The 23,200-nt window shown below is 34.1% G+C and carries 21 protein-coding genes and 2 riboswitches; of the genes, 1 reads left to right on the top strand and 20 read right to left on the bottom strand.

Going from position 1 to position 23,200, the window contains the following annotated elements:
• Position 1: 1 nt before the first annotated feature.
• From Q7C23_RS18025 to Q7C23_RS17985, 9 genes are all read right to left on the bottom strand, one after another.
• A complete protein-coding gene (locus tag Q7C23_RS18025; protein WP_375033807.1) occupies positions 2–1,006 on the bottom strand; it encodes a homocysteine S-methyltransferase family protein in 1,005 nt (334 codons plus the stop codon).
• A 322-nt stretch (positions 1,007–1,328) separates the two neighbouring features.
• A riboswitch (SAM riboswitch) is annotated at positions 1,329–1,443 on the bottom strand.
• Positions 1,444–1,713: 270 nt separating this feature from the next.
• The gene (locus tag Q7C23_RS18020) at positions 1,714–2,766 is read right to left on the bottom strand and encodes an NAD(P)/FAD-dependent oxidoreductase (protein WP_121322507.1); all 1,053 of its coding nucleotides are present in this window, start codon (positions 2,764–2,766) and stop codon (positions 1,714–1,716) included.
• A gap of 97 nt (positions 2,767–2,863) precedes the next feature.
• The gene (locus tag Q7C23_RS18015) at positions 2,864–3,445 is read right to left on the bottom strand and encodes a bifunctional precorrin-2 dehydrogenase/sirohydrochlorin ferrochelatase (protein WP_375033806.1); all 582 of its coding nucleotides are present in this window, start codon (positions 3,443–3,445) and stop codon (positions 2,864–2,866) included.
• Positions 3,446–3,487: 42 nt separating this feature from the next.
• Positions 3,488–4,264 (bottom strand): uroporphyrinogen-III C-methyltransferase, encoded by a 777-nt coding sequence (gene cobA / locus Q7C23_RS18010; RefSeq protein WP_375033805.1) that lies wholly within the window; start codon positions 4,262–4,264, stop codon positions 3,488–3,490.
• Positions 4,257–6,347 (bottom strand): HEPN domain-containing protein, encoded by a 2,091-nt coding sequence (locus Q7C23_RS18005; protein ID WP_375033804.1) that lies wholly within the window; start codon positions 6,345–6,347, stop codon positions 4,257–4,259. Before Q7C23_RS18005 ends, cobA begins: the two co-directional genes overlap by 8 nt.
• Positions 6,348–6,491: 144 nt before the next feature.
• Positions 6,492–7,736, bottom strand: a complete 1,245-nt coding sequence (locus Q7C23_RS18000; RefSeq protein ID WP_375033916.1) for a sulfate adenylyltransferase subunit 1 — start codon at positions 7,734–7,736, stop codon at positions 6,492–6,494.
• A gap of 142 nt (positions 7,737–7,878) precedes the next feature.
• Positions 7,879–8,778, bottom strand: a complete 900-nt coding sequence (cysD, locus tag Q7C23_RS17995; RefSeq protein ID WP_375033803.1) for a sulfate adenylyltransferase subunit CysD — start codon at positions 8,776–8,778, stop codon at positions 7,879–7,881.
• Between the two features lie 117 nt (positions 8,779–8,895).
• Positions 8,896–9,606: a phosphoadenylyl-sulfate reductase gene (locus Q7C23_RS17990; protein ID WP_375033802.1), complete on the bottom strand. Its 711-nt coding sequence runs from the start codon at positions 9,604–9,606 to the stop codon at positions 8,896–8,898.
• 27 nt (positions 9,607–9,633) lie between these two features.
• Positions 9,634–10,536, bottom strand: a complete 903-nt coding sequence (locus Q7C23_RS17985; protein ID WP_375033801.1) for a sulfite exporter TauE/SafE family protein — start codon at positions 10,534–10,536, stop codon at positions 9,634–9,636.
• 307 nt (positions 10,537–10,843) lie between these two features.
• Here Q7C23_RS17985 and Q7C23_RS17980 point away from each other — a divergent pair, with 307 nt between their 5' ends.
• Positions 10,844–11,626, top strand: a complete 783-nt coding sequence (locus Q7C23_RS17980; protein WP_375033800.1) for a sulfite exporter TauE/SafE family protein — start codon at positions 10,844–10,846, stop codon at positions 11,624–11,626.
• An 87-nt stretch (positions 11,627–11,713) separates the two neighbouring features.
• On the opposite strand, the gene Q7C23_RS17975 is transcribed toward Q7C23_RS17980, so the two are convergent.
• From Q7C23_RS17975 to Q7C23_RS17925, 11 genes are all read right to left on the bottom strand, one after another.
• Positions 11,714–12,124 (bottom strand): Rrf2 family transcriptional regulator, encoded by a 411-nt coding sequence (locus Q7C23_RS17975; RefSeq protein WP_012023576.1) that lies wholly within the window; start codon positions 12,122–12,124, stop codon positions 11,714–11,716.
• A gap of 144 nt (positions 12,125–12,268) precedes the next feature.
• Positions 12,269–12,778, bottom strand: a complete 510-nt coding sequence (locus Q7C23_RS17970; protein ID WP_375033799.1) for an RDD family protein — start codon at positions 12,776–12,778, stop codon at positions 12,269–12,271.
• A 143-nt stretch (positions 12,779–12,921) separates the two neighbouring features.
• On the bottom strand, positions 12,922–13,437 hold the full coding sequence (locus Q7C23_RS17965; RefSeq protein WP_375033798.1) for an alpha/beta hydrolase: 516 nt from the start codon (positions 13,435–13,437) through the stop codon (positions 12,922–12,924).
• A 69-nt stretch (positions 13,438–13,506) separates the two neighbouring features.
• Positions 13,507–14,679, bottom strand: coding sequence for a trans-sulfuration enzyme family protein (locus tag Q7C23_RS17960; RefSeq protein WP_375033797.1), 1,173 nt, complete (start codon positions 14,677–14,679; stop codon positions 13,507–13,509).
• A gap of 137 nt (positions 14,680–14,816) precedes the next feature.
• Positions 14,817–15,242 (bottom strand): OsmC family protein, encoded by a 426-nt coding sequence (locus Q7C23_RS17955; protein WP_375033796.1) that lies wholly within the window; start codon positions 15,240–15,242, stop codon positions 14,817–14,819.
• A 68-nt stretch (positions 15,243–15,310) separates the two neighbouring features.
• Complete coding sequence (gene thrA / locus Q7C23_RS17950) at positions 15,311–17,725, bottom strand: bifunctional aspartate kinase/homoserine dehydrogenase I (protein ID WP_375033795.1); 2,415 nt, start codon at positions 17,723–17,725, stop codon at positions 15,311–15,313.
• A gap of 1 nt (position 17,726) precedes the next feature.
• Positions 17,727–18,710, bottom strand: a complete 984-nt coding sequence (locus Q7C23_RS17945; protein ID WP_375033794.1) for an alpha/beta fold hydrolase — start codon at positions 18,708–18,710, stop codon at positions 17,727–17,729.
• 80 nt (positions 18,711–18,790) lie between these two features.
• Positions 18,791–18,899: riboswitch (SAM riboswitch) on the bottom strand.
• A 188-nt stretch (positions 18,900–19,087) separates the two neighbouring features.
• A complete protein-coding gene (locus Q7C23_RS17940) occupies positions 19,088–19,285 on the bottom strand; it encodes a hypothetical protein (protein WP_072970406.1) in 198 nt (65 codons plus the stop codon).
• Positions 19,286–19,911: 626 nt separating this feature from the next.
• Complete coding sequence (locus Q7C23_RS17935) at positions 19,912–21,000, bottom strand: aspartate kinase (protein ID WP_375033793.1); 1,089 nt, start codon at positions 20,998–21,000, stop codon at positions 19,912–19,914.
• A 219-nt stretch (positions 21,001–21,219) separates the two neighbouring features.
• Positions 21,220–22,530, bottom strand: a complete 1,311-nt coding sequence (locus Q7C23_RS17930) for an O-acetylhomoserine aminocarboxypropyltransferase/cysteine synthase family protein (protein WP_375033792.1) — start codon at positions 22,528–22,530, stop codon at positions 21,220–21,222.
• An 81-nt stretch (positions 22,531–22,611) separates the two neighbouring features.
• Positions 22,612–22,797: a hypothetical protein gene (locus Q7C23_RS17925; RefSeq protein WP_375033791.1), complete on the bottom strand. Its 186-nt coding sequence runs from the start codon at positions 22,795–22,797 to the stop codon at positions 22,612–22,614.
• Between the last annotated feature and the right edge of the window lie 403 nt (positions 22,798–23,200).

Genomic DNA, 23,200 nt, shown 5'->3' with positions numbered 1-23,200 from the left:
ATTACGCAAAAATGGGTGCTACTCTCGGCTTGTAACCCTTCGCAACCTCAGCAATTAATCTAATATGATCTGGAGTTGTTCCGCAACAACCACCGATGATGTTGATTAAATTATCATCCAAATATTCTTTGATTAGGGCCTGGGTTTGTTCCGGCGTTTCATCGTATTGTCCGAATGCGTTTGGCAAACCTGCGTTTGGATGTGCTGAAACGTTGAACTGTGTATGCTGAGATAATGTTTTTAAATACGGTTTCAATAAATCGGCTCCAAGAGCGCAATTGAACCCTACACTCAATAACGGAATATGTGATACTGAAATCAAAAACGCTTCAACGGTTTGACCAGAAAGTGTTCTTCCTGAAGCATCGGTAATGGTTCCTGAAACCATGATTGGAATATCCAGATTACGCTCGTCTTTTACTTCTTCGATTGCGAAAAGTGCTGCTTTTGCGTTTAACGTATCGAAAATCGTTTCTACCAAAAGTAAATCGCATCCGCCATCCATTAAGGCTTCTACTTGTTGTTTGTAGGCGATACGCAAATCGTCAAATGTTACAGCTCTGTAACCCGGATCGTTTACATCTGGCGACATACTTGCCGTTCTGTTTGTTGGTCCGATTGAACCGGCTACAAAACGTGGTTTGTCTGGATTTTTAGCCGTGAATTCATCCGCTACTTGACGGGCAATTTTAGCCGATTCGTAGTTTAATTCGTAAACCAAATCTTCCAGGAAATAGTCGGCCATACCGATCGTAGTTCCTGAAAAAGTATTGGTTTCTACAATGTCTGCGCCGGCGTCAAAATACGCTGCGTGAACATCGCGGATCGCTTGTGGTTGTGTTATGGATAGTAAATCGTTGTTTCCTTTTAACGGATGTGGAAAATCCTTGAAACGCTCTCCTCTGAAATCTTCTTCTGAGAAATTATAGCGTTGCAACATTGTTCCCATTGCTCCGTCAAGGATTAGGATATTTTTTTTAATTGCTTCCTGAATTGTTATTGCCATTTTTTTTGTCTTTTGCCACGAAGACGCTAAGACACTAAGCTTTTTTTTAATTATAATTCCGATTTTAAACTGGCTGTTTTAGAAACCCGTCCCTTTATTTCGATATTTTGATTCACATTAATTCCAAAAATTCACTATCGCCGGCCAATTAGCCCCGATGGGAGCAAATATCCTTTTATCCGCCGCGGCGGATGAAAGATATTGTGGACAGCGGGAACGATGTTGGCATAAATGCGCCAATAATTCGCTCATTAAACTGTGAATTCAGTAAAATAATATTGTAAGGTTGTCAGGAAAAGTTGAGGAAATACTTTATGTATTTGTGTTATCTATCTTTAATACTATGAATTAGTCTAAAGTAGAATTTAGCACCTTCTTTATGATAAAGGGTTGCTAAGGTTTCATCGGGTCTATCCCTCCGCCTTTCGTGATAACTTTCAATAAATTTAGGAACGGTGCAAAGGTATGAAATAGCCTTGCGACTTGCAAGTTTTTTTTTGAAGGTTCTGAGAGACTAAGATTCTGAGGTTCTAAGGTTTTTTTTAAGGTACTGAGGTATGTCTCCCTGCTGGGGCTTTTTTTTCATTAGGCATCCTTATTCTATAAACATAGCATCCCTACGGGATTAAAAAATAAAGCTCAAACTAAAAGTTTGAGCTTTATAAAAATCTTAGTACCTCATTACCTTAGAACCTTAGCCCCTCAAATTAAACAATCGCTTTTACAACTGCTTTCGGTGCTTCTTTACGTGTTCCGTCAAAACCGTCTACTCCAGAAACTGTGGTATATTTCAATACGTATTTTTTACCTGGATTAATGATTTGGTACGCAGCCTGGCACATTAAAGTTGCTTCGTGGAAACCACAAAGAATCAATTTTAATTTTCCTGGGTAAGTATTTACGTCTCCAATGGCAAAGATTCCAGGAATATTGGTCTGGTAATCTAAGGCGTTGTTTACTTTAATTGCATTTTTCTCTATATCTAATCCCCAGTCTCCAATTGGACCTAATTTTGGTGTCAATCCGAAAAGTGGAATAAAGAAGTCTGTTTCGATTTTACGGTGTGCCCCGTTTTCTTCGATATCTAAGGATTCAACATGCTCAGCACCGTTGATTCCGATTACTTCTGCAGGCGTAATTAATTTAATTTTTCCAGATGTTTTTAATTCCTGCACTTTTTCTACAGAATCAAGAGCTCCTCTAAATTCATTTCTTCTGTGAATCAAAGTTACTTCTGAAGCTACATTCGCTAAGAAAATACTCCAGTCTAAAGCTGAATCTCCTCCTCCTGCAATTACAACTCTTTTATCTCTGAATTTCTCTGGATTTTTGATGAAGTATTTTACTCCTTTATCTTCGTAAAACTCGATATCTTCAATAAGTGGCTTGCGTGGCTCAAAACTTCCTAAACCTCCTGCGATAGCGATAACCGGCGCGTGAAATTTAGTTCCTTTATTTGATGTTACAATGAAACTTCCGTCTTCTTGTTTATCGATTGTTTCAGCTCTTTCTCCTAATGTATAACCTGGCTCAAACTGCTTAATTTGTTCTTGTAAGTTATCAATTAAATCTCCTGCTAAAACTTCTGGAAAACCAGGGATATCATAAATAGGCTTTTTTGGATACAATTCTGAAAGTTGTCCTCCTGCTTGTGGTAAAGCATCTAAAATATGACATTTTAATTTCAATAGTCCTGCCTCAAAAACGGCAAATAAACCTGTAGGGCCTGCTCCAATTATAAGTATATCTGTTTTAATCATTATGGTTGTTGTTTATAATCATTCTTAATAATACAAAGAAACGAATAAATTATTCTTTAATCAATGATTTTTGTCATTGATTTCTTTGCGTAATTTTCTACTCTTTATTTTTCAATGAAGCGGTAATTTCGTTCATTTTTTTAACCTTATCTTCAAAATTGCCTTTCAGTGTCTTTCGGTATTCGTTTAGATTTTCTACCATTTGGTTGATGTCTTCCGGAATTACCTCTTCAAAAAACTCCCGCAATCTTTTAGCGGTTGTTGGCGATTTTCCGTTGGTCGAAATGGCAATTTTTACATTCCCTTTTGTTACGATTCCGCCTAAATAATAATCACATAAATCGGGTGTATCGGCGATATTGCAAATCAAATAACGCTTTCGGGATAAATCGTATACCTTTTTGTTGACTTTTAAATCATCGGTACAAGCGATTACCATATGGCGCTTTTTGAGCATTTTCTTTTTGAACTTCGATTCCGTCAATTTAATTGAGGGATGATTCTCTGCTAAAACTTTAATCTCTAAATGAAAGTCCGGCGCTACGATCTCAACATTTGCATTTGGACTTGACTTTAGCAAAAAAGAAAGCTTCTCTAATCCGACATTTCCTCCACCCACAATCAACACATTCAGATTATGAAGCTTTAAGAATATTGGATATAATTCATTCTGTTCCATTTTAATTTATTTTCAACTAATCAAAATTAGATGATTTATATCTTATCGAACGATTTCTTTTGATAGAAATTCTTCGTAAAAGCCTTTTAATTTGTTGCTCTCCCTTACAACTTCTCCGAGAACAATAATTGCGGGCGAACTCAATTGCTTCTCTTTTACAATTTCTAAAATTGAATTTACTGTCCCAACTCCTACTTTTTCTTCTGAAGTTGTTCCGTTTTGAATGATCGCTACGGGTAAATCTCCTTTGGCTTCTTTTTGAAACAAATCGATAATTTGAGGCAATTTGTGCATTCCCATCAAAATCACAACTGTTACTGATGACTGTGCGGCCAGTGCTACATCTGCAGATAATTTTCTGTCAGATGTTGTTCCTGTAATTGCCCAAAAACTTTCTGAAACGCCTCTTTTTGTAATGGAGATCCCCTGACTTGCGGGAACTGCTACTACTGAAGAAATTCCAGGAACCACAACAGTCTCGATTCCGAAGCTTTCAATAAATTCTATTTCTTCGCTTCCACGCCCAAAAATAAACGGATCCCCGCCTTTTAAACGAACCACATTTCCGTAAGTCAGCGCGTTATCAACAATTAATTGATTGATCTGATCTTGCGTATAAGCGTGATTCCCAATTTTTTTACCAACAAAAATTCTAATTGCATTTTTGGGTGCGTAAGCTAGTATTTCTTCATTGGCCAATGCATCATACAAAACCACATTCGCTTCAGCCAATGCCTTTGCGCCTTTCAGCGTAAGCAAATCCGGATCACCGGGACCTGCACCGACTAAAGTTACTTTTGGTTTTATTGTATTATGCATTTGCTAATTCTTGAGCTCTATATTTTTCAATGGTATCAAAAAATGCAATTCCTTCCTGAATGTATTGTTTTGCAAAAGCTTCTGAAGGCTCATTTTGATTGATTTGATACACTAATTCTTTGAATGATGTTGCCAATTCGATTTTTCCTGTTACGATGAAAACATTATCAAACAAATCAACAATTCCTGCGTGATTGTTTGTTTTTTCGTTTTCTGAAAGCAATAAAGCTTTAGCTCCATTTACAAATCCTGCGTAAGCGTGGTAAATAGCATCTGACCATTTTCCTTCGTCAAAAGATTCTTGCGCGAAAGTCAATTTGTCTTTAGCTTCTAATAATAAAGTCGCTACTAAATCGATCACAACACCAGCACATTCTCCAACTCCAACTGCTTTTACGTAGTTATCAGCGTTACCCCAGTCTACAAAATCAGCTTCTGTTAAATTGGTTACATCTGCGAAAGGTTTCAAAATCTCATAAAAATATTTCTCTCCTTTTTGATCGTAATAGTTTAGGAATTTTTCTCCATTTGCATTTTTGTCAAAATCATTTAAGATCGTACGCAATGCATCCGGACCTCTTCTACTTGGAATTTTAATTACTTTATCAGCAAAACGTCCTTCTCCGTTTCCTAATCTTCCTCCACCTAATAATACCTGCAAAGCCGGAGCCACTAATTTTCCAGAATTGATAGACATTCCCTGAAAACCAATTGCAGACATATTGTGTTGCCCGCAAGCATTCATACAACCAGAAATTTTAATTTCGATTTCGCGGTTATTTAAATACTGCGGATATTCAGCATTTATTACTCTTTCTAATTCTTCTGCAATACCGGTACTACTTGCAATCCCCAAGTTGCAAGTATCAGTACCAGGACATGCCGTAATATCTACAGTAGAATTATAACCTAAATGAACAAAGTCTAATTTGGCTAATTCCTGATAAAAGAAAGGTAAATTCTCTTCTTTTACGTGACGTATTACAATATTTTGACGCAATGAAAAACGTAATTCATTTGCTGCGTAATTTTTGATTAAAGCGGCTAATAATCTCGCTTTATCAGTATAAAAATCTCCTAATAAAACTTTGATTCCTATCGCGTAATAACCTGCTTGTTTCTGAGCAATTACATTCGATTTTTTCCAGGCTTCATAAGCTTTAGTATCTTCAATTGTAACTTGCGGAACTTCTAATAAAGGTTCAGCAATTGGTCCGTCAAAAGCGGTTGTATCAATTTCGTATGTTTCAAAAGCGATTGCTTTTTTCTCTTTTTCAACCAAATCAAGGAAAACATCTCTTCCCATTTCTTTGATCAAGAATTTCATACGTGCTTTCATTCTTTTTGCACGTTCGCCATATCGGTCAAAAATACGGATGATTCCTTCTGCTGTCGGGATGATTTCGTTTGCCGGAACAAATTCTGAAAGCAATTCAGCATGCGCTGGCTGAGATCCTAAACCTCCACCAAACATGATTTTGAAACCACGAACGCCATCAACAATTTTCGGAATAAATCCTAAATCGTGTAAATAACTCAAAGCTGTATCTTCATCAGATGATGAGAACGAAATTTTGAATTTACGTCCCATTTCCTGACAAATCGGGTTTCTTAATAAATATTGAAACAAAGCATGTGCGTAAGGCGTAACATCAAATGGTTCGTCTACATCTACACCAGCCAATTCACTTCCTGTAATATTTCTAACGGTATTTCCACAAGCTTCACGCAGGGTAACATCGTCTTTAGCCAAATTTGCCCAAAGTTCCGGAGTTCGGTCTAAACTCACATAGTGAATCTGAATATCCTGACGCGTTGTAATGTGCAAACGTCCTGTAGAATATTCGTCAGAAACTTTAGTTATACGCACCAATTGCTCGCTGGTAACTTTACCATAAGGCAATTTAATACGAATCATTTGAACACCTTCCTGGCGTTGCCCGTAAATACCGCGTGCTAAACGAAGACTACGAAAACGCTCATCATCAATTTTTCCTCCACGGAATAAATGAATCTTTTTTTCTAAATCGATAATCTCTTTTTGAACTATCGGATTTTCTATTTCTGTTCTAAAACTTTCCATTTTTCTTTCGCTCTAGGCTTTTTAAACTTTGTGTTTTTCTTGCTTAAGGCAATAGACAATAGGCTATAAGCTTTCTTGCATGCCTTTTTATACGTTTTTTGCTAAAAGCTTACAGCCTAAAGCTTATTGCTTACAGCAGTAAAACTACCTAATGAATCCTACTCCTGCTGTTGTGTTCGTTGCTGTATCAATTAAGATGAACGCTCCGTTTGATTTATTATCGTTATAGGCATCAAAATATAAAGGCTTGCTTAATTTGATACTTACCTCTCCTATTTCGTTAATCGCTAATTGAGATGCTTCTTTGGTTCCTGAATAATCTGTTGAGATTGTATTTTTAATACTTTCTACTTTAGCTAAAACTCTATTGGTATTGTGCTGGATCAGGTATTTTGTTCCTGCAACCAGTTTTTTACTGTCCATCCAACAAACAGTTGTCGTAATTTCTTTCTCAATTTTTGGAAGTTCTGATGACTTTACAATCATATCGCCTCTTGTCACATTGATATCATTTTCTAATTCGATTGTGATAGACGAACCTGCAACGGCTTCATCAAATGTTTTATCGAAAAAGTGAATTTTAGTCACTTTTGATTCGGTTAAAGAAGGAAGAACCGTTACCGCATCTCCTACTTTAATTGAGTTTCCGTATAATTTCCCAGCGTAACCTCTAAAATCGTGGTATTCTTCTGTCTTTGGACGAATAACGGTCTGAACCGGGAAACGTGCTTTTCCTGCTTCAAATACATCTGAAGAATGCAATCCTTCTAAATGTTCCAATACAGTTTGACCAGTGTACCAAGGCATATCTTTAGATTGATCAACTACGTTTCCACCGTTGATCGCGCTTAACGGAATGTAACTTACGTTTTGCTCTTTGAAAGTACTTTTAGCATTCAATGCCTGGAAATCAGCTTTGATTTTATTGTAAACTTCTTCTGAATAATCAACTAAATCCATTTTATTAATCGCAACAATTACCTCTTTTACTCTCAATAAATTATTGATAAAAAAGTGACGGTATGTTTGCTCGATAACTCCTTTTCTCGCATCAATCAAAATGATAGAAACCTGAGAAGTAGAAGCTCCTGTTACCATGTTTCTGGTATATTCTACGTGCCCCGGAGTATCGGCGATAATGTAACTTTTCTTTGCAGTCGAAAAATAAATATGTGCAACGTCAATTGTAATTCCTTGCTCTCTTTCTGCTACTAATCCGTCAGTTGCCAAAGAAAAATCAAGATAATCATAACCTTTTTGTTTACTGCTTTTTTCGATTGCTTCAATTTTATCTGTAGTCAATGATTTTGTATCGTACAATAATCTTCCGATCAAAGTACTTTTTCCGTCATCTACACTTCCTGCTGTTGCTATTTTTAAAACTTCCATTCTTATGTTTTGTTTCAAGTTTAAATTTTTGTTTCAAGTTTCAGGTTTCTTCCCTTTGAACTAAAATTTAAATCTGTATGTTTTTGTTTTTCTGATTTTGACTTTAATTACGTTCCGAATTGCATTAATAATTCACAATTAATTAAAAGTATCCTTGTTGTTTTCTTTTTTCCATTGCAGCTTCAGAACGTTTATCATCTATTCTGGCTCCTCTTTCAGAAATAGTTGAAGTTCTGATTTCTCCAACAACTTCCTGAATTGTTGCTGCAAACGATTCAACAGCAGCTGTACAACTCATATCTCCAACGGTTCTGAAGCGAACAATTCGTTCTTCGATTTGTTCGTCTTCTTCCTGATACACAAAAGGAGAATGCGACCAGATTAAACCGTCTCTCAAAAAAACTTTTCTTTTATGTGAAAAATAGATGGATGGAATCTCGATGTGTTCTTTTTCGATATAACTCCAAACATCTAATTCTGTCCAGTTTGAAATTGGGAAAACACGAACGTTTTGGCCATTTTCTATTTTTCCATTCAAAATATCAAACAATTCCGGACGTTGATTTTTTTCATCCCATTGACCGAAATCATCACGAACAGAAAAAATACGTTCTTTAGCTCTTGCTTTTTCTTCATCACGACGCGCTCCACCAATACAAGCATCAAACTTAAATTCTTCAATTGCATCTAAAAGTGTGATCGTCTGCAAGCTGTTTCTACTAGAATATTTACCCGTTTCTTCAACCACTTTTCCTTCATCAATAGCATCCTGAACATTACGAACGATCAACTCTAAACCTAATTCTTCAACCAATTTATCTCTGAAAGCAATTGTTTCAGGAAAATTATGTCCCGTATCAACGTGCAAAAGAGGAAACGGAATCTTTGCAGGGAAAAAGGCTTTTTGTGCCAAACGCACTAATGTTATAGAATCTTTTCCTCCAGAGAAAAGTAAAACCGGTTTATCAAACTGTGAAATTACTTCTCTGAAAATGTATATTGCTTCACTCTCTAAAGCGTTTGTTTTTAATACTGAACTCATTGTGTTTTTTTGTTTCAAGTTTCAAATTTCAGGTTGCAAGTTTTGTGGTGTACCCTGAAATTTTCAACTATTGTTTTATTCTATTCTCTTGATTCTATCTTCTTTGCTCTATTCTCTTTATTCTTTCTTAGCGCTGTGCAAACCGCATTCTTTGTGGCTTGATTCCCACCACCATCTTCCGGCTCTGATATCTTCTCCCGGAAAAATTGCTCTTGTACATGGCGCGCATCCAATACTTACGAAACCTTGTTTATGCAATGCATTTTGAGGAACATTGTTTTCTGACAAATAAGTTTCAACTTCCTCTAAAGACCATTTTAATAATGGATTGAATTTGATGATTTCAAAACCTCCGTCGTATTCAAATAAATTCAGATCTTGTCTGTTCTCAGATTGCTCCGCTCTTAAACCTGTGATCCAAACTGAATTTCCTGCTAAAGCTTTTCTTAAGGGAACCACTTTTCGGATGAAACAACATTCTTTTCTATTCTCAACCGAATCATAAAAACTATTCGGACCTTTTTGTTTTAATAAATTTTCCACTGCTGTTGCTTCCGGAAAATAAACCTCAATTGGTCTTTTATACTTTTTTAATGTCTTATGAAAAACATCATACGTTTCCTGAAATAGTCTTCCGGTATCCAAGGTGAAAATGGTAATATCAGTATTACTTTTTGCAATGAAATCTGTGATTACCTGATCTTCCTGACCAAAAGAAGTCGAAAAAATTACTTTCCCCGGATATTCTTTAGCTAAAAAAACTAAAGTTTCATCAAGCGAAAAATCTTTCGTTTTATCTAATAATGTTTGTATAACTGTCGCGCTCATATTCTTTTTTCCTTTCTAAAAAACTGCTTACAATAATTTAGATAATGTTTTCAAACTCAATAATATTATTAAAACTCCAACTGCAATCATCATTGGTTTTCTTTTGATTTTATTTACCAAATAAGCTCCTAATGGCGCTGCAATTACGCCTCCTAAAATCAAACCAATAATAACCTGCCAACCATGGATTCCTCCAAAAAGCATGAAAGTAATTCCGCTTGCAAATGATACTGCAAATTCAGCTGCATTTACTGATCCAATCGTGTAACGAGGATTTCTCCCTCTTCCTAACAATGTAGAAGTTACTATTGGTCCCCAGCCTCCGCCACCAACGGCATCCATAAAACCTCCAAAAGTGGCAAGAAAACCTAATTTCTTCGTTTTCTTTTTTATAATACTTTTTGCTAATGCTTTTCTTATAATGATGATCGCTAAAATGATCATATAAACTGCAATAAATGGCTTTATAACATCTCCATTAATTACATCAGACAATAAATAAGCTCCTGTAATGGATCCTAAAACTCCCGGAATCAATAAATGCTTTACCAGTTTCTTATTGATATTCCCGAAACGGTGATGCGAAATTGCCGATACTCCTGTTGTAAACATTTCGGCAACGTGAACTCCTGTACTGCTAACTACCGGTGGAACTCCATAAGCCAATAAAAAAGAAGTTGAAGTTGCTCCGTAACCCATTCCTAACGTTCCATCTACCAACTGAGCAAATACACCAATAAAGAAAAAAACTAAAAACTCCTGATTAAATCCCGAAACAAAACCATTCCATGAAAATTCAGCATGATGATTATAAACCAACACAGTCAGTAAACCTACCAACAAAACTACAGGTATAATAACCCATAATTTTTCTTTTAATGACGTATCAGACTTAACCTCAACACTATTTAACTTCAGTTCTTTTTCCATATTTCTACTATTCTTTTCAAAAATCCATTACCCTATCGGGTTAGTAGATTACTTTGCAAAAATACTACTTATTTCTAAATATCAAAACAATATTTTTATTTTTTTAACCCTCTAAGAATCCTTTAATTACACCTTAGCGAGATATTTATAGCCGGAGCCGATTATTTTAACAAATAATACGCTATTTCAATGTATTCAAACAATAAATACACTTGGAATATTTGTTTTATAAAATACACCTTTTAAAGTCTACCATTTCCATAGGATAATTATAAAATTGTTGTTATTTTTACGGCAAATTTTTATTATGGATTTTCAAATCGGTCTTGTTATAGCGGGTTTACTCGTTGGTTTTGTCGTGGGGTTGACAGGTGTTGGCGGCGGTTCATTAATGACTCCTATTTTATTGTATTTTGGAATTCCCCCAACAACAGCCGTTGGTACTGATTTATTGTATGCCGCATTTACCAAAATGGGAGGCGTATTTGTACATCATAAAAAAAGCAATATCAATTGGCAAATAACAGGCTGGTTGACCTTAGGCAGCGTTCCTGCTGCTTTACTTACTTTATGGATTTTAAATAGCATCAAGACAGACATTAGTACAATTAATGCCGTAATCAAATACAGTTTAGGCTGGGCGCTTCTTTTTACCTCAGTTGCTATTTTGTTTAAAAAGAAACTTTTAGTTTTTTCTCAAAAACATGCGGGAGATAAATTTCATAGTGAAAGCCATACTCAAAATATGCTGACTATCGGGATTGGCGTATTATTGGGTGCAACAGTAACACTTACTTCTATTGGAGCGGGAGCCTTAGGAACTGTTACTTTATTTTTCCTTTATCCGCTTTTACCAACACCTCGTTTGGTTGGAACAGAGATTGCTCATGCGGTTCCATTAACACTTGTTGCGGGAATTGGACATGCCTCTATGGGAAATTTAGATTTGGGATTATTAGGGCAATTATTAATGGGATCACTTCCTGGGATTTTTATTGGAAGTATGTTAAGCGGAAAAGTTCCCGATTTATTTCTTAGAAATGCGATCGCAGTAATGTTATTTTTGGCCGGATATAAATTAGTTTTTTAAAAGAAAGAATCTTTCAAAACATAAAAAAAGACCTTTTCATTAATCTGAAAAGGTCTTTTTATTTTGTTTTATTCTGAACAGAACCCTTTAAAAAGCAATATCTGCCAATGAATTACTTTCAAGAATTTTAAGTGTATTATCTCTAACTTCAGTCATTAAACGTCTGGCAGCACAAGTTGATTCATCATCGCAATCATCGCATTTTTCATAAAAATTATGACTGGCGCAAGGTAAAAGCGCAATTGGTCCTTCCAGAATTCGGTACACTTTGGCCATACTTATATCTTTTGGATCTTTGATCAGATAATATCCACCGCCTTTTCCTTTTTTTGCTCCAAGAAAACCAGAGTTACGAAGCAGTAATAAAATACTCTCCAGAAATTTAATCGAAATATGTTCGCTTTTGGCAATTTCAGCAATTTGTACCGGTTCGTTGTTCTCGCGTCTGGCTAAATAAGTTAAAGCTTTAATTCCGTATTTTGTTTTCTTTGAAAGCACGTGTATAATTTTAGATTGTTGAGTTTAGATTTTAGATTGTTTACCAACATCTAAAAAATCAACATATTTTCCAGTACAAAAATATACTTTTTGAACGAGAATAATAATATAATGAGTAACTATATTCTACTAAATTAGTATAGTTTAAATTAATTCAGTTTCAGGAACACCAATTAAGTTAAAATCATGAAAAGATTTTACACTTTCATCCAATCCTTTTTTACTAACAACATAGGTGTCAGAAATAGAATCATGCCATCCTCTTGAACCTCCTAAAAAAGTAAAAGCATCAAAAGGAATATAACGACATAAACTTCTTTTAAAAATTGTTCCAAAGCTTGGTTTTTCTCCATTTTCATCTACAACAACAGAACCTGTAATAAATTTACCTACAGATCGTCCAAACAATCCTTCCATGACAGTGTAATAAATTATGGACACCGTAATAGCTACTAAATTCCATCCCAAGTCGCCCAAACTGTCAACCCAAAGACCAAGTGCAGTCATTCCTAATAAATTGGTCAAAATTCCTAATACAATGCCAATTGCAAACAAAACAACAAAAAAAGAGACAAGATCAATAATGTAATTCAAAAAACGAGTCCCGCTGGACACCAATAATGTATCATCTAAAATGTAAGTAGAATTGCTCATAAGCGATAAAGGTTGATTTAAGGTTAAGTATATCTTTTTGATTTCGTTATAAACAAAAATATACTTTTTACTGAAACAATTATAAAAACCAAAAACGATTTTTTAACAGTAATAAATTTACAGTCAAAAAATCGTTTTTGGTTTTAAACTTCTGCAGAGATTAAAAAAGCATTTTCTGCTTTCTTATAAAAATCGTGATTTTGCCCCTGAAGAATAATATTCGTTATTTTTAAGTCAGTGAACCATTTATCAATTGGTTTATTTGGGTCATTTTCTCCAAAGTACGCTTTAATTTCACAATTTGGAGCTTCTGCTTCATATCGTAATCGGGTTGAAGAAACAGCAAATAAATGTGTTGTTTCTAATCCTAGCAAAGAAGCTTTCCAGGCAATTGTTCCTCCAATGCTAAATCCCAAAACTGTTACTTTATCAGTTTCTAATTTTAATAAAGTTTCAACTGCTTTATCAATTCCTCCATTGAGAAATTGTTTGTGAATATCTGCTTCCGTAAGATTGGAAGCATCAATATTGGCTAATTCAAGAACATCATAATACTGAATCTCAAATTTAGACCGTAATGTATTTGTATAGTAGTTTATCCATTTCGGATGTTGCCCTCCAAATAAATCTGATAGGATGAGTACTTTCGGTTTAACCATACCATAAAAATATGATTTTAGATATCAGATTCAAAATCTAATATCTAAAATCATAAATCTAATTTTTTTTTAAGAAAGTGCCTGATCTAAATCGGCAATAACATCTTTTACTGTTTCTAAACCTACAGAGACACGTACTAAACCTTCTGTAATTCCAACTGCAAGCTTTTCTTCAACAGACAATTTACTGTGTGTTGTTGAGGCCGGATGTGTTACAATTGTTTTTACGTCTCCAATGTTTGCAGAAAGCGAACATAATTTAATCTTGTCCAAAAATTTTCTACCTGCTTCAAGACCACCTTTAATTTCAATCGCAATAATATTACCACCTAAAAGCATTTGTTTTTTAGCGATTTCATATTTTGGATGTGATTTCAAAAACGGATATTTCACACTTTGTACATTCGGATGGCTTTCTAAAAACTCAGCTACTTTTAAAGCATTTTCACAATGTTTGTCAACACGAACAGCCAAAGTTTCTAAACTTTTTGACAAAACCCACGCATTAAAAGGTGACATTGCCGGTCCCGTATTTCTAGAAAACAAATATATTTTACGAATCAATTCAGCATCTCCAACTGCAACTCCGCCTAATACACGACCTTGTCCGTCTATTAATTTTGTTGCTGAGTGAATTACGATATGTGCACCGTATTTAATTGGTTGTTGAATGTATGGCGTAGCAAAACAGTTATCAATGATTAAAATCAGATTATGTTTTTTTGCAATTTGTCCCAATAATTCTAAATCAATCACATCTACACCAGGATTTGTTGGTGTTTCTGCATATAAAATTTTGGTATTTGGCTTAATAAAACTTTCAATAGTTTCCGGCTGATTAATATCAAAATAAGAAGTTTCGATTTTCCATTTTGGAAAATAGGTCATGAATAAAGCGTGCGTAGATCCAAAGACGCTTCCCGCAGAAACAATGTGGTCACCAGATTCTAACAATCCTGCAAACGCAGAATATATCGCAGCCATTCCGGTTGCGAAAGCATAACCCGCTTCGGCACCTTCCATTGCACAAACTTTATCTACAAATTCTGTAGTATTTGGATTACTGAAACGAGAGTAAATATTACGGACTTTCTCTTCTGTAAAAGAGGCTCTCATATCTTCTGCATCCTCAAATACAAAACTTGATGATAAGTACAACGGAGTGGAATGTTCCTGAAATTGTGTTTTTTCTAAATGTGTACGGATGGCCTGGGTTTCAAAACCAAATTCTTGTTCGTTCATTATTTTTTGTTTTTTTGTTTCAGGTTTCAAGTTTCAGGTTTATACGATGTATAATACAATTATTTGAAACGTAAACAAGTGAGTCTTTTTAGCCAATCTAAAAATTATCTAATTCTCTAATTGACTCATTTTTTAATTTATAGTATTTCGTTGTTCAAGACAACTTTATATTTAATGGTAGCAGTTGGTTCAACTGTTTTGGCAACGGAGCAATATTTCTCGAAAGAAAGTTGTGCGGCACGTTGTGCTTTTTCAGGATTGATGTCACCTTCTAAGTAGAAAACAACATTGATTTCTTTAAAAGGTTTTGCTTCGTCAATTTGAACACGCTCCCCCTCAACCTCAGCATTAAATGAAGTTATTTCCTGGCGTTGTTTCTTCAAGATCGAAATCATATCAATAGCGCTGCATCCTGCAACTCCCATCAATACTAATTCCATTGGACTTGCACCTAAATCGCTTCCGCCAAATTCAGCTCTGCTATCAACATCAACTACATGACCTCTTTCATTTTTTAGTTTGAAATGAAACGCGTCGTTTACTCTGTTTAAGGTTACTTTCATTGTGTGTTATTTTTTTTTGTTTTTTTGAATTCAGAAATCTGAACTCTATAATCTAAAATCAGAAATTCTTATCCTTTATCCGACAATCTCAAAATATCTCCAAAAACGCCTCTCGCTGTAACCGCAGAACCTGCACCGGCTCCCTGAATTACAATTGGACGATCTCCATAAGATTCTGTATAAATTTCGAAGAAAGAATCTGAACCTTTCAATCCGCCTAGCGCCGTATCAGAAGGAACTGAAACTAATTTTACTTCTAAATTTCCTTTATCATTTTGCAAATCTCCAGACAATTCACCAATATATCTTAATACGTGATTTGGCTTTTGATCTGCTTTTATTTTATCGTAAATTGGATCGAATTCTTTTAGTTTCGTTAAGAAATCAGATACATTTCCTTCTCTTAAATGTTCCGGAATTAAATTCTGGATGGAAATTTCTTCAAATTCATTTTGCAGATCTAATTCTCTTGCTAAAATCAATAATTTTCTTCCCACATCATTTCCGCATAAATCCTCGCGCGGGTCTGGCTCTGTATATCCGTTATCAATTGCTTCCTTTAAAATTTCACTAAACGGAACATCTTTTGCAGAGAAATTATTGAATAAATAACTCAACGTTCCAGAGAAAACTCCTTTAATTTTGGTAATATTTTCACCTGAAAGATGTAATAATTTTATGGTATCAATTAATGGCAAACCTGCACCAACATTAGTCTCATATAAATAATTCTTCTGGTTTTCTGCCAAAGCTTTTCTAAGCTCTTTATAGAAACCATAGCTTAATGTATTGGCTACCTTATTTGAAGAAATCAAATCAAAACTACCTTCTACAAGCGGGATATAATTTTCTACGAAAGAAGCACTGGCTGTATTATCAATAGCAATTAAATTCTCTAAATGATGTTGGTTTGCATACGCGATAATGTCCTGAATTGTATAAGCAAGACCTTCTTTTTCAATCTCGGTTTTCCAGTTTGAAGTTACGCCATTTTTATTTAAAAGTAATTTTTTAGAATTGGCAATGGCAAAAACGTTTAGTTTAACATCTTTTCTTTTTTCGATAGCTGCAGCCGATTCTAAAATCTGATTGATTAAAGTTCCACCCACTAAACCGTGACCAATAATTGCAATGTTGATTTTTTTAGAAACTCCAAAAATCTCACCGTGAATTACATTTAAAGCTTTATTTAATTCCGATTTTTTAACCACCAAACTCACGTTTTTACCCGTAACAGTGTTGTTAAATAAAATCGGAACAATTTTATTTTTAATTAAAGCAGTATACGGTTTATGGAAAGTACTCAAATCCTGGCCAATAATCGAAATTACTGATACGTTATCTGTTACTGTAATCTGGTTTACATCTTTAGAATAAAAATCATTTTCAAACTCTTTTTCCAATTCAACCATAGCCGTTGTAGCTTTTTCAGTAGCCACAACTAATCCAATTCCTCTTTCCGAAGAACCTTGCGAAATAATACTCACACTGATATTATTATCGCCCATTACTTTAAAAATTCTGGCATCAACACCAGATTTACCAAGTAATCCGCGACCTTCCAAATTCACCAAAGAAACATTTTCTAAAACAGAAAGTGTTTTGATTCCTTCTTTGGTCGAATCAGAAGTAATTAAAGTTCCACGGTTTTCGTGATTGAATGTATTTAAAATACGAAGCGGAATATTTTTTTCCAATAAAGGAATAATAGTCTTAGCATGAAGAATTGTTGCGCCAAAATTCGCTAATTCATTCGCTTCGTTAAACGAAAGAAATTCGATTTTTTTAGCATCAGCAACCAAATCAGGATTTGCTGTATAAATTCCGTCAACGTGTGTAAAGTTTTGAAGTTCTTCAGCATTTAAATAATTCGCAATTAACGAAGCCGTATAATTACTACCGTTTCTTCCTAAAGTTGTAGTATCATTATTGTTGTTTGAACCAATAAAACCAGTCACAATATTAACTGTTGATCCATTATGTTCTTTGAAATAATTGATAACATTTTTCTTAGAAAGTTGTTCTAAAGGCTGCGCATCTCCAAACTTAGAATCGGTTTTTAACAAATCTCTAGAATCAACAAAATTCGCAGGGATTCCTTTTTCTTTTAAAATGGCTGTCAATAATTTAGCCGAAAGCAATTCACCTTTAGATAAAATCTGATCTTTAATTTTGTTGCTGTAATCACCAATTAAGCTTACTCCTTCAAACAGTTTATCTAAAATATTGAACTCCTCAGACAAATCAACCTCAGGATAATCTGAAATTTGATAGACTTTAAAGTTTTCTAACAAGATTTTATAATTACCGTTTTTAGCGGCAATTTTTAAAATATATTCTAGTTCATCTGTGGCATCTCCGCGAGCCGAAACTACAACAGCGATGTTTTCGCCCTGATTTACTTTATCTGAAATTATAGAAACAACTTTATTAAGTCCTTCTCCGTTTGATAATGATTTACCTCCAAATTTTAATATTTTCATTTTATTTTGCTATTGTTTCTGCCTTAAAAATATCGGCAAGTAAATGATCTAATTGTTTGTACTCTATTAAAAAAGCGTCATGTCCGTGTACCGAATCTATTTCGCTGTAAAAAACATTTTCTTTGAACTTTTTTAATTCTTCATAGGTTTCTTTATTTTCTCTGGCAGTAAAAAACAAATCGGAATTGATTCCGATAATATGAATCGCTGCATTTGTTTTAGAAATTAGAGTCTCAAAATCGGCACTATTTCTTGTAATATCTATGGTTTTAAGCAATTGATTCATCAATTTATATGAAGCTAATTGATATCTCTTTTGCAATTTATCTCCATGATGTGCCAACCAGCTTTCTATATTAAAAATGGAAAGGTTTTCGTTGACCGTCCGTTGAAATTTTTCTTTGAATGATTCAGGAGATCGGTAACACAACATGGCATGAATCCTGGCATCTTCAATTGGTTTTGATGAATTGTTCAGGATTTGTTCCTGTAAAAAACAATTAGCAATCATCCAGTCGGTCGATTTCCAGTCGGTTGCAATTGGTATCAGATTCTGAGTTATGTTAGGTTCTAAAGCTAGCATTTCCCAGGCAACTCCTCCACCAACAGAACCGCCAATAATCGTATGAACCTGATCTATATCTAAGATTTCAAGTCCTTTAAGAAAAATTCGGGCGATATCTCTGGTCGCAAAATCCTGGTACTTTTCAATTATAAAAGAATCTGTTCCATTACCCGGAACATTAAATGCCAGTACAGTATATCTGTTGGTATCAATTGTTTTTCCTTCTCCAATTAAGTCATTCCACCAGCCATTTTCTCCGGTAACCTGAGCATTTCCTGTTAAAGCATGATTAACCAAAACAATAGGCGCGCTATCCAGAGGCAAACCGGCAACGGTAAAACCTAAAGGTAACGAATGATATAGTGCACCATTTTCGGTGGTGAAATTTTGTATGTTAATGGGGTTTGGTATATTTTCCAATTTTCAAATCTATTGTATTATTGATTTGTATCTGGAAATATTAGAAAGAAAAGTCTAGAGTGAAACTAGAAAAATTCTTGTTGTTATCTTTCCACGTTTGGGCGTGGTAGAATGCAGCACCTTCTTCGCTTTACCGAAGGGTTGCTAAGGATTCATCGGGTCTAATCCCTCGTCCTTTCTTTATAACATTTCAATACGTTTTTGAACTTAAAGGTGCAAATTAACTACTATTTTCTTAAACAAACAAATTTTATCGAAACTGATTCCTCGATTTCATAAATATAATTCAAACTAAAACTATTATACGCAAAAATTTACCGAACTAAAAGCCCAGTAAAATTAAGCAGGTATTCCCCTATTTTATGATACTTTTCGATTTAGATAAAAAGCGTTTCATTTTCTTTTGAATACATCAAAAACAATAAAGAGTTCGGTTCTTTTTTATCTGTTTTTTTATCCGTCTCGGTTATTCCGAATCTTGGATCGATTAATTCATTTTTTGGCGGAGGATTGTTCCTTTTACTTCTGTTTTTCAATGTTGAAAATGTCTTTGATAAGTAGTTTAATGTGCTCATGATATTTAAGTTTAGTTTAGTTTGCGTATTATTATCTTTATTATTCGTTTACTATTGTGTTAACCAGCCGGATGAAATAAAAAAACCCTTTTGGATTAGTGTACCAAAAGGGTTTAAGTTTTTCAAACTCATATATTCTTTTGGAATCAACAGACGCATACGCAAATAAATGCGACAGTGAACATCTTGTTCATCTGTAGGGATTTATTCATCTGTGATTTATTTGTTATTTTAAATTCTTGCATTTTCATATAAAATTAAAAAGCCTCCTAAAATTATTGGGAGGCTTTGCATATAATATTGTTGTTTTCTTACAATTTAAGCAAAAGACTTCCCAACGGTATTAACCGAAATGGCGCAAAACATTTTATAGACATTTAAGTTCATTGATTTAGTAGCTTTTGGGTTTAACAAATATGCAAATATTATTTTAATTACACAAATTATTTTAAGGAAATTAAGACAAATAATCGACAAAAAAACGCATTTTAGCGATATAAAACATCTTACAAAAGTTTTGTTTCATAAAAACAAAGTAAAAACTTACAAAAACACACTTTTTCTTTTAATATCTCCACAAATCAGTTTATCAAAGAACTTTAAAAAACTATTCAGGTGTCCAGTTCTTAAAGCCAGACTGCTTCTTTATTTTTAATTTTCTCTGACACTTTTAATATATCCGTAATAATTCCTCTTGAAATTGCCTGTTTACATGGAGACGCGCTCTGAATAACAATTGGAACTTTAGCATAAGATTGTGTATAAATTTCAAAAATTGAATCTGAACCTTTTAATTGACCAATGGCAGAGGAAACAGGTTCTGAAACTAATTTAACTTCTAATAAATTTCGTTCCACATCAAATTCGCCCACATATCTTAATACATGATTGTCTGCCTGAGTGATTTTTGCAATTTTAAAGGATCTGTCAATTGCTTCTTTATTTAGGATTCCGTTTTTCTCTAAATGTTCTTCCTTAATAATAGAATTAATTTTTATATCTGATAATTCAAAATCTTTCCCAATTTCTCTTGTCAAAATCAGCAATTTTCTGGCAGTATCATTTCCTGACAAATCTTCCTTAAAAGTAGAACGCATTAATCCTAACAAACTGGCATCTTTCAATATAGAGGAGAAAGAAGCTTCTTCTGCAGAAAACCGATTAAAAACATAGCTCAGATTATCAGAAAAAACGCCACGAATCTTTGTTATTTTTTCTCCTGAATAATACAAATCTCGCAAAGTCTGCAAAACCGGAAAACCAGTATCGACTGAAGTTTCATATAAAAATTCTTTATCATACTTTTTAAGATTCTCACGGATCTCCTTATAAAGGTCAATTGGTAATGTATTGGCTTTTTTATTTACCGCTACAATATTAAATCCGTTTTCAATCAACGTATTATAATGACCAATCAATTCGTCGCTGGCCGTTGCATCAACCGCAATCAGATTTTCGAATTCATTTTCTTTTGCAAACTCAACGATATCTTTTACTTTAAAAGGAACAGCCAATTCTCTAAAATTGGTTTCCCAGGCATATCCAACGCCTTCTTTCTCGAAAAAAGCAACAGTAGAATTGGTGATAATCGGAAAATGAAAGTCAATATTTTTACTCTGAAGAAAAAATTCCTGACTTTCTATAATCTGATTGATCAAAGTGCTTCCTATATTCCCAATTCCAAATAGGATGATATTTATTTTAAGCTTTGACATAACTTTATTTATTGGGGTTAATTTTAATCCATATAAGTCATCTAAGTTTATTTTATTTAACAACTTCTATGATTTTAGACACACTGCTGTGCGTCCCTTCTAAATTGAACTTACATGACTTATATGGTGAAAATTTATCTTGAATTTCTTTTTATAAAAAATCACCTCTAGCAACACCACATTGCTAAAGGCAATTTTTCAAACAAAAAACAAAAAAACCTAATTCTGATTTTTATTAATACTGTATTTTGATTGCGTTACGCTGGCAAAAACGGTTTGTAAATCTGCAATCAAATCTTCGATATCTTCAATTCCCACAGAAAGTCGGACCAAATCTTTTGAAACTCCGGTTTCTAGTTGTTCCTCATCAGACAATTGCTGATGCGTTGTACTTGCTGGATGAATAATTAATGATTTTGTATCCCCAATATTAGCAAGTAATGAAAACAATTTAGTTTCATCAACTACTTTTTTAGCCGCATCAAAACCACCTTTTAATCCAAAAGTGACGATTCCGCTTTGACCTTCAGGCAAATATTTCTGCGCCAGATCATAATATTTATTTGATTTTAAGCCTGGATAATTCACCCAAACTACCTCATCTTGTTTCTCTAACCATTCGGCCAGAGCCAAAGCATTTTCGCTGTGTTTTTTGATTCGGATTGGCAATGTTTCTAATCCCTGAATGATCTGGAAAGCATTAAACGGACTCAAAGCCGAACCAAAATCACGCAATCCTTCAATTCGTGCTTTTGCAATAAAAGCTGCATTTCCTAAAGCTTCGTGGTATACTAATCCATGATATCCTGCAGATGGTTCTGTGAATTCAGGGAATTTTCCGTTTGACCAGTCAAAAGTTCCGGCATCGATAATGGCGCCTCCTAATGAAGTTCCGTTTCCTGCAATATATTTGGTCAAAGAATGAATTACAATGTTAGCTCCGTGCTCAATTGGTTTTAGCAGATAAGAAGTGGCCACCGTATTATCTACAATAAAAGGCACTTTGAAGTTTTTGGCCTCCGTTGAAATCGCTTTCAAATCCAGTACATCTAATTTTGGATTTCCTAAAGACTCTACGAAGAAAGCTCTGGTATTTTCTTTTGCTGCTTTAGTAAAATTTTCTGGTTTTGAAGGATCTACAAATGTTGTTGTAATTCCTAATCTTGACAAAGTTACTTTCAATAGATTATATGTTCCTCCATATAAACTATTTGATGCTACGATATGATCACCTGCTTTTAGCAAAGTCAAAAAGGTTGTCGCAATTGCCGATGCTCCAGAAGCTGTCACAACTGCTGCAATTCCTCCTTCAAGTGCTGCAAGCCGTTGTTCTAAAATATCATTTGTTGGGTTATTTAATCTCGTGTAGATAAATCCGGCTTCAGCAAGACCAAATAAATTGGCTGCATGATCAGCATTATTAAAAACATACGAAGATGTCTGGTAAATTGGCACCGCTCTGGTTCCTGCATTTTTTGTTACGTCGTGTCCTGCGTGTAGTGCGTTTGTGGCAAATTTTTGTGTGCTCATGATTTCTTATTTTTAGGTATTGTTAGTACTATTATATATTGTTATTGAAATTGTTTCGCTGAAATTGAAATTTGATATTGTTTAAACATAGAGATCTTCTTCTTCAACATCATACATTTGAAAGAGTAATGATTTTTGAGCTTTTACATATTGTTCAGGATCATACTTTATAGGTTCACTTGTTAGTTCTTCAGATTTATTAGTTTTTTGAGAATTAGTTCTTAATAAGTACTGAAATGCGATTGTATTTATATCTAATGTGTTCATGATTTAAAATTTAAAATGTTGAAATGAAAAAGCCCTTTCGGATGGCAACCAAAAGGGCTTATAGTTTAACTATAACAAAGATTAGATCTTTTACTTTTGGCAACAGCAAGGTTGGATGCACATTTGCATCATACTACAACACATCATATTTGTTTTTACTATTGTTTTCATTTTATTTTATTTAAAATTAATTCCTTTATTTAAACTTGACTAATTCGATAGAATAAATGTAATAAGTATATATTGAACCACCAAACTAAATATTGATATTTAACATTAAAATTTCATCATTCCCAATAATATCAATCCATTAGACGTAATAAAATTGGATCAAGCACAAAACCTGGGGAGGAAATGTCAAAATAAAATAAGAAATTTGCAATCTAAGAATTTGAGATGACCC

Source organism: Flavobacterium sp. LAR06 (assembly GCF_041946075.1).
Classification (GTDB): Bacteria; Bacteroidota; Bacteroidia; order Flavobacteriales; family Flavobacteriaceae; genus Flavobacterium.
Note: the sequence above shows the minus strand (reverse complement) of the source record. Positions and strands in the feature narration are given on the sequence as shown.